Annotated in this window: 9 protein-coding genes; 8 read left to right on the forward strand and 1 reads right to left on the reverse strand. The window is 69.2% G+C overall.

The annotated features are described in order from the left end of the window. Window positions 1-54 precede the first annotated feature (54 nt). Both AC3A3H_RS11015 and AC3A3H_RS11020 read left to right on the forward strand, forming a co-directional pair. Window positions 55-288: a type II toxin-antitoxin system ParD family antitoxin gene (locus AC3A3H_RS11015; protein WP_487614599.1), complete on the forward strand. Its 234-nt coding sequence runs from the start codon at window positions 55-57 to the stop codon at window positions 286-288. Further along, window positions 285-575: a type II toxin-antitoxin system RelE/ParE family toxin gene (locus AC3A3H_RS11020; protein WP_487614600.1), complete on the forward strand. Its 291-nt coding sequence runs from the start codon at window positions 285-287 to the stop codon at window positions 573-575. The genes AC3A3H_RS11015 and AC3A3H_RS11020 overlap by 4 nt, the downstream gene beginning before the upstream one ends. 9 nt (window positions 576-584) lie before the next feature. On the opposite strand, the gene AC3A3H_RS11025 is transcribed toward AC3A3H_RS11020, so the two are convergent. After that, window positions 585-1,655: a GNAT family N-acetyltransferase gene (locus AC3A3H_RS11025; protein ID WP_487614601.1), complete on the reverse strand. Its 1,071-nt coding sequence runs from the start codon at window positions 1,653-1,655 to the stop codon at window positions 585-587. Window positions 1,656-1,994: 339 nt separating this feature from the next. Here AC3A3H_RS11025 and AC3A3H_RS11030 point away from each other — a divergent pair, with 339 nt between their 5' ends. The 6 genes from AC3A3H_RS11030 to AC3A3H_RS11055 form a co-directional block, all read left to right on the forward strand. Beyond that, a complete protein-coding gene (locus AC3A3H_RS11030; protein WP_487614602.1) occupies window positions 1,995-3,101 on the forward strand; it encodes a branched-chain amino acid ABC transporter substrate-binding protein in 1,107 nt (368 codons plus the stop codon). Window positions 3,102-3,217: 116 nt separating this feature from the next. Beyond that, window positions 3,218-4,228, forward strand: coding sequence for a branched-chain amino acid ABC transporter permease (locus AC3A3H_RS11035; protein WP_487614603.1), 1,011 nt, complete (start codon window positions 3,218-3,220; stop codon window positions 4,226-4,228). Next, a complete protein-coding gene (locus AC3A3H_RS11040) occupies window positions 4,225-5,385 on the forward strand; it encodes a branched-chain amino acid ABC transporter permease (RefSeq protein ID WP_487614604.1) in 1,161 nt (386 codons plus the stop codon). Before AC3A3H_RS11035 ends, AC3A3H_RS11040 begins: the two co-directional genes overlap by 4 nt. Further along, window positions 5,382-6,311: an ABC transporter ATP-binding protein gene (locus AC3A3H_RS11045; protein WP_487614605.1), complete on the forward strand. Its 930-nt coding sequence runs from the start codon at window positions 5,382-5,384 to the stop codon at window positions 6,309-6,311. The genes AC3A3H_RS11040 and AC3A3H_RS11045 overlap by 4 nt, the downstream gene beginning before the upstream one ends. Continuing rightward, complete coding sequence (locus tag AC3A3H_RS11050) at window positions 6,298-7,011, forward strand: ABC transporter ATP-binding protein (protein WP_487614606.1); 714 nt, start codon at window positions 6,298-6,300, stop codon at window positions 7,009-7,011. Before AC3A3H_RS11045 ends, AC3A3H_RS11050 begins: the two co-directional genes overlap by 14 nt. 123 nt (window positions 7,012-7,134) lie before the next feature. Further along, window positions 7,135-9,592 (forward strand): chromosome segregation SMC family protein (locus AC3A3H_RS11055; protein ID WP_487614607.1); only part of this gene is annotated, 2,458 nt, incomplete at its 3' end.

A 9,592-nucleotide genomic window follows, 5' to 3' on the forward strand; every position in this document is an offset into this window, starting at 1 on the left:
GGTTCATCGCGAATCGCTCGGCGCGTTGATACCAATAGTTGGTAACATGACCGCATGGCCATGAACACGTCGATCAGCCTGGACGACCACTTCGCCGGCTTCCTCGCCCAGGAGGTTGCGACGGGGCGCTACCGATCGGCGAGCGAGGTCGTGCGGGCGGGATTGCGACTGCTGGAGGACCAGGAGACGCAGATGTCCACGCTCCGGGCCGCCCTGATCGCCGGTGAGGAGAGCGGCGAGCCGGAGGCCTTCGACTTCGACGCGTTCATCGCAGCGAAGAAATCGTGAGCCCATTCCGGCTGTCCCCGGCTGCTCGTCAGGACCTGTCCTCGATCTGGGACTTCACCCAGGAGAAGTGGGACGCGCGCCAAGCCGAGACGTACGTGACCGAGATCCGCGCCGCCATCGAGCGTGTCGCAGCACGTCCCGATCGAGGGCGCCCCTGCGACGAGATCCGATCGGGCTACCGGCGCTACGCGATCGGGAGCCACCTGGTCTTCTACGTCGAGCGCGGCGACGGTGTCGATGTCATTCGCATCCTGCACCAGCGCATGGACCCCACCCGGCATCTGTAGCAAGCGCCGTCACTCCAACGTCTTCTGCCAGTGCCCCGTCAACGCGTGCAGCTGGAAGCCGAACGCCCGGTTGATGGCGAGCATGGGCGCGTTCTCGTCGGCGTTCCAGGTCAGCAGCCGGTGGATGTGCGGCGCATGGACTGCGAGCTCGTGGATGTTCTGCAGCTTGACGAGGGTGCCGAGCCGGTGGCCGCGGTGCGGGATCGCCACGAGGGTGTCGTACTGCTCCGCCTTGTCGCCGTCGGCCGGGACCGCGATCTCCGTGTACGCGGCCAGTTCGCCCGTGTCGATGTGCTCGGCCGCCGTGACCAGCAGCGGCTCGCCGCGCTCCGCCAGCTCGCGCTCCTGGGCGCGGACCCGCTCGCCGGTCCACTCCTCGCGGTCGACAGCGATGCCGCTCTGCGGGACGTCGGTCGACATGCGCGCCTTCAGCGCGGCGAAGGGCTCCAGCAGCTCGTCGGGAGCCCGGCCCAGCCAGGACACCGCGCGGTAGCCGGTGGCGGAGGCCGCCGTGCTCGCGAGGCCGGCCGCCCTGGCCCGGGGGAGCGGCAGCAGCAGTTCGCTGGAGCGCTCGATCTGGCCGAGCCGGTAGCCGTGCCGGAGCGCGAACCGCACGTCGCGCGATTCCGCCGGCAGGCCCGCCGTGCCCGAGGGTGCGCGGACGACCGAGACGCTGTCGCCGAGGGTGCTCGCCGGATGCTCGGTGTAGGCGCTCACGACGCGGCGCCCGCCCTCCGCCGCGAGCTCCTCGCCGGCCGCGAGCAGCGCGGAGCCGATTCCCCTGCCGCGCGCCGCCGGAGCGACGTCCACCAGCAGGCTCACCGTCTCCGCCCGCTCGTCGAGCGGGAACTCGGCCTCGACCCGCCCGACCACGACGCCGTCCTCGATCGCGACCAGGATGATCTTCTCCTGGTAGTCCTGCGCGCGGAACGAGGCGAGCGCCTCCTCTGCGGTCTCGACGAAGTCGTCGGCCTGCCACAGGGCGACGCTGATGCCGTTCAGGACGCCGACGAGCTCCTCGAAGAGCAGCGACGCCTCGGTGCCGAGTGCCGGGGGAGGCGTGAGCCGCTCGATGCGCACCGCTGCCTCCCGCTCTCGTCGTCTCGGATGTGCGGCGAACTACTCACCATAACCCGGTCCCGGACACGTGTGAAGAGCATCCGACCATTTGGTTTCGATCGTGTAAATCTGGGCGGAAATGTCGGGTGCAAATGCTTGCATCGCATGTAGTCTCAGCACACATATTCGTGGTGCGACGAGGCAATCACGCCGCGTTCTACACGGATTCACGTCGAGAGGCAGAAGATGCTAGGAAAGAAAGTCACGGTAGGTGCGGCTGTTGCAGCGTCAGTCGCACTGTTCCTCGTGGGTTGTGCCAACCAGCCGTCCACGGGAGGTTCCACCAGTTCCAGCTCCAAGGTGAACATCCCTGCGATCACCTCCGTTGACACCCCCAAAGACGCCGTGCTCCCCGCGGGCGACGGCAAGGCCACCTGCCCGTCCGGGCTCACCATCGCGTACGTCGGCGCCGAGACCGGCCCGAACGCCCAGCTCGGCATCAACATCTACAACGGCATCCAGCTGGCCATCAACCAGCACAACGAGTCCAACAAGGGCTGCCAGGTCGCGTTCAAGAAGTTCGACACCGAGGGTGACCCGAACAAGGCGACCGGCCCGGTCACCCAGGCCGTCAACGAAGCCGACATCATCGGCGTCGTGGGCCTGCCGTTCTCCGGCGAGTCCAAGGCGACCGGTAACATCTTCGAGCAGCAGGGCCTGGTGCACATCACCCCGTCCGCGACCAACCCGGGCCTGACCCAGAACGGCTGGAAGACCTTCTTCCGCGGCCTCGGCAACGACGCCGTCCAGGGCCCGGCGGCGGCGAAGTTCCTGACCGACAAGCTGGAGGCCAAGAAGGTCTACCTGGTCCAGGACGACTCCGACTACGGAATCGGCCTCGGCACCACGACCTCGAAGGCGCTCGGCAGCGCGCTCGTCGGCACCGACAAGGTGACGACCGGCCAGAAGGACTTCTCGGCCGTGATCTCCAAGATCATCAACGCGAAGCCGGACGCGGTCTACTACTCGGGCTACTACGCCGAGGGTGCGCCGTTCGACCAGCAGCTCGTCAACAAGGGCTACAAGGGCACGTTCGTCGGCCCCGACGGTGTGAAGGACGACCAGTTCATCAAGCTGGCCGGCGACGCGTCCAGCAACGCGTACTTCACCTGCCCCTGCATCCCGGGTGAGCTGATCCCGACGTTCGAGTCGGCCTACAAGTCGCTCGCCAACGCCGAGCCCGGCACCTACTCGATCGAGGGTTACGACGCCACGACCGTGCTGCTCGCCGGCATCGACAAGGGCAAGACGACCCGCGCCGACCTGGTCGACTGGGTGAAGAACTACGACGCCGACGGCCTGAGCAAGCACTACAAGTGGGACTCCACCGGTGAGCTCCAGGCACCGACCGTCTACGGCTACAAGGTCGAGGGCGGCAAGATCGTCCCGATCGGCACCATCGGATAACGCGACACGCGAAGGTGCCGCGGGCCACCGTGGCCCGCGGCACCTTTGTTTCGACTCTCGCTCGTAAGACCTGAGCCGGACCAACGACGATCCGGCACTGACACCTGGAAGCTCGAATGCTCGAAACCCTCCTCCTCGTCCATCCCGTCCTCGACAACTCCTGGATCAACTTCGATGTCGGCGCCCTCGTCCAGAACTTCTGGAGCGCCACCTTCGACGGCCTCACCTTCGGCGCCATCTACGGCCTGATCGCCGTCGGCTACACGCTCGTCTACGGCGTGCTGAACCTGATCAACTTCGCCCACTCCGAGGTCTTCATCGTCGGTGCGTACGGCGTCGTGATCACCCTCACTTCGCTCGGCTTCGGCCCGAGCGCACCGAACCTGAGCCCCGCCGCGATCGTCGGCGACCTCCTGCTCGCGCTTCTCGTCGGCATGGCGGCGTCCGCGTTCACCGCGTGGGTCCTCGAACGCGTGGCCTATCGGCCGCTGCGAAAACGGAACGCGCCCCGCCTCGTGTTCCTCATCACGGCGATCGGCGCCTCGTTCACGATCCAGTACCTGATCTTCCTGATCCGGGGCGCGAACGCGGAGCCGGCGGTGACGATGTTCATCCCGACGCCGATCTTCGACGTGTTCGGGACGATCGTGAACAGCCAGCAGATCATCATCGTGGTCGCCTCGGTGATCCTGATGATCGCCACCGACTGGTTCATCCGCCGCACCCGCACCGGTCGCGGGATCCGCGCCGTCGCCCAGGACGCCGACACGGCCACCCTGATGGGCGTCAACAAGGAGCGGATCATCCAGATCACCTTCATCACCGGCGGTATCCTCGCCGGCGCCGCTGCGCTGTTCTACGTGATGCTCGTGCCCTCCGGCGTGATCTACAACGGCGGCTTCGTGCTCGGCGTCAAGGCGTTCGCCGCCGCCGTCCTCGGCGGCATCGGCAACGTGCGCGGCGCCCTCCTCGGCGGCCTCCTGCTCGGCGTCATCGGCAACTACGGTCAGATCCTGCTGGGCGACTCGCAGTGGACCGACGTCGTCGCGTTCGTCGTGCTGGTGCTCGTGCTGCTGGTCAAGCCCACCGGCATCCTGGGCACCTCGCTCGGAAGGAGCCGCGCATGAGCACCACCGAAGGCCCCAAGGTCCTCCCCGACGGACGCTCGGAGCAGGCCGATGACGCCCTCGAGGCGGCACGCGCCAACCGGAAGAAGGGTCCGCTGCAGCCGCTGCGCGACTACTGGAACGGCCTCCCGCGGGCCGTGCAGTGGGCGTGGCTGCTCATCGTGGTCGCGCTCGCGTACGCGCTGCCGTACCTGAACTTCTTCCCCCTGACCACCGAGCCGGGCAACGACTGGCCGCTCGCGTGCTTCGCGATGGCCACCTACGGCCTGATCGCGATCGGCCTGAACGTGGTGGTCGGCTACGCCGGCCTCCTCGACCTCGGCTACGTCGCGTTCTTCGCGGTCGGTTCGTACACGGCGGCCATGCTGACCAGTCCGGACTCGCCGTTCCTGAAGATCCCGTACCTGTGGACGATCCCGGTCGCGATGGCGGTCACCATGACCTTCGGCGTGATCCTGGGCGTGCCGACCCTGCGCCTCCGCGGCGACTACCTGGCGATCGTCACGCTCGGCTTCGGTGAGATCGTGCGAATCCTCGCGACGATCATCCCGGCGATGAAGGGCCAGGTCGGCTTCCAGAACGTCGGCCACCCGCCCGGCGAGACCGACAAGGGCATCCCGATCTTCTCCAACTCCAACGGTGTGCCCTGGTACTGGCTGACCGTGACGGTGATCATCGTCATCCTGCTGCTGGTCGGCAACCTGGAGCGCAGCCGCGTCGGCCGCGCCTGGATCGCCATCCGCGAGGACGAGGACGCCGCCGAGATCATGGGCGTTCCGACCTTCAAGTACAAGGTGTGGGCGTTCGCGATCGGCGCCGGCGTCGGCGGCCTCTCCGGAGCGCTGTTCGCCGGGCAGGTCGGCTTCGTCAACAACCAGAAGTTCGACGTCCAGACCTCGATCCTGTTCCTGGCGGCCGTCGTCCTCGGCGGCGCGGGCAACAAGGTCGGCGCGATGATCGGTGGCGCGATCGTGGCGTACATCCCGCTGCGATTCACCGCGATCGCCGACTACAAGTACCTGATCTTCGGCGTCGCGCTCGTGCTGATCATGATCTTCCGCTCGCAGGGCCTGTTCCCGGCGCGCCAGAAGCTCCTGGCCTACGGTCGCCATGCGTACCGACGAGTCGCCCAGGCGGCGAAGGGAGGCGCGCGATGAGCGACGGACCCACCACGAACGAACCGACCCCGCAGGCCCCCGAGGAGGAGCCGGTCCTCGGCGCCAACGAGGAGGAGCTGGAGGCGGCGGGCGTCGACCTCGAGGTCGCCGAGGCGGCCGCCCCCGACCGGGAGATCGCGGTCGAGGTCGGCGAGAACATTGTGGAGGTGCGCAACCTCACGGTGAAGTTCGGCGGCCTGCTCGCCCTCGACGACGTCTCGTTCGACATCCGCCGTGGCGAGATCCTCGGCCTGATCGGGCCGAACGGCGCGGGCAAGACCACCTGCTTCAACGCCATGACCGGCGTCTACAAGCCGACCAGCGGCGACGTGCTGCTGGAGGGCCAGTCGATCAAAGGCCAGAAGCAGCACCGGATCACGCGGCTCGGCCTGGCGCGCACCTTCCAGAACATCCGGCTGTTCGGCGAGATGACGGCGCTGGAGAACGTGGTCGTGGGCCTGGACGCCCGGCACCGGACCTCCGTGCCCGGCGCGCTGCTGCGGCTCCCGCGGCACACCAGGGAGGAGAAGTCCGCCATCGAGCGCGGCATGGCCCTGCTCGAGTTCGTGGGCATCGCGGACCACGCGGGCGACCTCTCCCGGTCGCTTCCGTACGGTTCGCAGCGGCGTCTGGAGATCGCGCGCGCCCTCGCGACGGACCCCAAGGTGCTTTGCCTGGACGAGCCGGCCGCCGGCTTCAACCCGGCGGAGAAGGAGGACCTGATGGACCTCATCCGGACCATCCGCGCCGACGGGTACACCGTCCTCCTCATCGAACACGACATGAAGCTGGTCATGGGCGTGACGGACCGCATCGTGGTGCTCGAGTTCGGCCGCAAGCTGGCCGACGACGTGCCCCTGGAGATCCGCAACGACCCGCGCGTGATCGCCGCCTACCTCGGGGAGCCCGAAGATGACGTTGCTTGAACTGAAGAACATCAGTGTGTCCTACGGGCGCATCGAGGCGATCCACGACATGTCGTTCTCCGTCGAGGAGGGCGAGATCGTCAGCCTGATCGGCGCGAACGGCGCCGGCAAGTCGACCACGATGAAGACCATCTCCGGCATCCTGAACCCGTCGAAGGGCTCCATCCTGTTCGACGGCCAGGACATCACCAAGATGAAGGCGCACATCCGGGTCATCCGCGGCATCTCGCAGGCTCCGGAGGGTCGCGGTATCTTCCCGGGGATGACGGTGATGGAGAACCTCGACATGGGGGCGTTCGGCCGCAAGGACCGCTCCAACATGGGGCCGGACTTCGACCGGGTGTTCGCGCTGTTCCCGCGGCTCGCCGAACGGCGGACGCAGGTCGGCGGCACGATGTCCGGAGGTGAGCAGCAGATGCTCGCGATCGGGCGCGCGCTGATGTCGAGCCCGCGGCTGCTGCTGCTGGACGAGCCCTCGATGGGGCTGGCCCCGCAGTTCATCCGGCAGATCTTCTCGATCGTCAGCGAGATCAACAAGCAGGGCACCACCGTCCTGCTCGTCGAGCAGAACGCCAACCAGGCCCTGGCCCGAGCCCACCGGGCCTTCGTCCTGGAGACCGGCAGCATCACCCGCTCCGGCACCGGCCGCGAACTCCTAGCCGACCCCGCCATCAAAGAGGCCTACCTCGGCGTAGGCTGACCCCCCCTCTACCGCCGTCGAGCACAGGAAAAGTGCGCTGTTTCGAGCCGGAACGGCGCACTTTTCCTGTGCTCGGCGGCAGGGGGAACGGGGGTGGCGCGTCTGCTCGGGTAGATTCGCAGCGTGTATTTGAAGAGTCTTACGCTCAAGGGGTTCAAGTCGTTCGCGACGGCGACGACTTTTGCGTTTGAGCCGGGCGTCACGTGCGTTGTCGGGCCCAATGGGTCGGGCAAGTCGAACGTGGTGGATGCGCTCGCCTGGGTGATGGGCGAGCAGGGCGCCAAGACGCTTCGCGGCGGCAAGATGGAGGACGTCATCTTCGCCGGGACCTCCACCCGCGGACCCCTCGGCCGCGCCGAGGTCCAGCTCACGATCGACAACAGCGACGGCGCCCTCCCGATCGAGTACACCGAGGTCACCATCTCGCGCACGCTGTTCCGCAACGGCGGCAGCGAGTACGCGATCAACGGCCAGTCCTGCCGCCTGCTCGACGTGCAGGAGCTGCTCAGCGACTCCGGACTCGGCCGCGAGATGCACGTCATCGTCGGCCAGGGCCAGCTCGACGCCGTGCTGCGCGCCACCCCCGAGGAGCGCCGCGGCTTCATCGAGGAGGCTGCCGGCATCCTCAAGCACCGCCGCCGCAAGGAGAAGACGCTCCGCAAGCTCGAGGCGATGCAGACCAATCTGACCCGGCTGAGCGACCTCGCCGGCGAGGTGCGCCGGCAGCTCAAGCCGCTCGGCCACCAGGCCGAGATCGCGCGCGAGGCGCAGACCATCGCGGCGATCGTCCGCGACGCCCGAGCCCGCCTGCTCGCCGACGACGTGGTCGGGCTGCGCCGGTCGCTCGACGACCACACCCGCACGGAGGCCGAACGGCACACCGAGCAGATCGTCCTCCAGGAGCAGCTCGAGCAGAAGCAGCTGCGCCGCACCCGGCTGGAGCAGGCGCAGATCGGCGACGCGGTGGATATCGCCCGCAGCACCGCCTTCGCCTTGGAGCAGGCGCAGGACCGGCTGCGCAACCTGTACTCGCTCGCGACGCAGCGCGTCGCCCTGCTCGGCAGCCAGGCCGAGTCGACCGACGACGGGCCGCGGGTCAGCCCGCAGATGGTGCAGGACGCCGCCGACGAGGTCGAGCGCCTGCGCGGCGCCGTCGTGGCGGCGGACGAGGCCTGGCAGGCGGCGCAGTCCGCGACCCGTGCCGCGCGTGCGCGCCTGGACTCGGTGGACGACGAGATCGCGGCGCAGAGCGCGCTGGTGTCGAAGCACGACCTGGAGATCAGCAAGCTGAACGGCCAGGCCGACGCCGCCGCCCAGCGCCTCGCTGCGGTGCGCGGCGAGGTCCTGCGCCAGCAGAACGCGCTGGACGCCGCCACCGAGCGGCTCGAGAAGGCCCGCGCCGAGTTCGCCGCCCGGGAGGCCGAGGCGGCGACCACCGACCTCGGCGAGGGCGCGCTGGACGAGGCGTACGAGCTCGCCCAGGCCGACGTGTTCGAGGCCGAAGCGCTCATCGAGAAGCTGCGCGACGACCTCCACACCCTGGAGCGCGAGCGGGACGCCCTCGCGGCGCGCACCTCGGCGCTCTCGCTTGCGCTGGACCAGAAGGACGGCTCGGCGGCGCTCGTCGGCGCACGGCTCGCCGGCGTCCGCGGCCTGGTCGCGGAGCACATCCGTGTCCACCCCGGTCACGAGGCCGCGGTCGCGGCGGCGCTCGGCACGCTCGCCGACGCCGTGCTGGCCGAGAGCAGGGACAGCGCGTTCGACGCGGTCGCGCACGCCGCCGCCGACGACCTGGGCCGGGTGGAGGTCGTGGTCGCCGACGCGGAGGCGCCGGAGGTCGACCTGACCGGCGTCGCCGGCGTCGTGCCCGCGCGGTCGGTCGTGGAGGCGCCGAGCGGCGTGCTCGGGCTGCTGGCCTTCACCGCCATCGCGGACGACCTGGACGCCGCCCGAGCTGCGGCGGACGCATTCCGCGCGCGGAAGCTCGGCGGTCCCGTCACCCTGATCACCCGCACCGGGGAGGTGCTGACCGACTTCGTGCTGCGCGGCGGCTCCGGGGCGAAGCAGAGCCGCATCGAGCTGATCGCCGACCGCGACGCGGCCGAGGACCGGCTCGGCGAGGTGACGTCCCTCATCGACCGCGCGCGGTTCGCGCTGGCCGAGCAGCGAGGCGTCCTCCAGGTGGCCAAGGAGCAGTCCCAGACCGCTTTGACGGCGCTGCGCGAGTTCGACTCGCAGCTCGCCGCGCAGACCGAACGGCTCAACCGGGTCAAGGTGCAGCTGGAGGGCTCCGTCGCGGAGTCCGACCGGTTGAGCCGCGCGCTGGAGCAGGCCGCCGAGCGGGTCGCCGAGGCAGAGTCCGCTGCGGACACCGCGAAGTCGGAGTTGGAGGTCGCCCGGTCACGGCCGCGGCCGATCCTCGACGTGTCGGCGCGCGACGCGCTCTCGGTCGAGCTGGACGCGGCCCGGGAGGCCGAGGTCGAGGCGCGGCTCGCCGTCGAGACGGCGAAGGAGCGCGTGCGCGCCGAGCAGGCGCGGGGCGAGGCTCTCGCGCGGCAGCTGGAGGCCGAGCGGGCCGCCG

This window comes from Leifsonia sp. Soil_N53 (assembly GCF_057655165.1).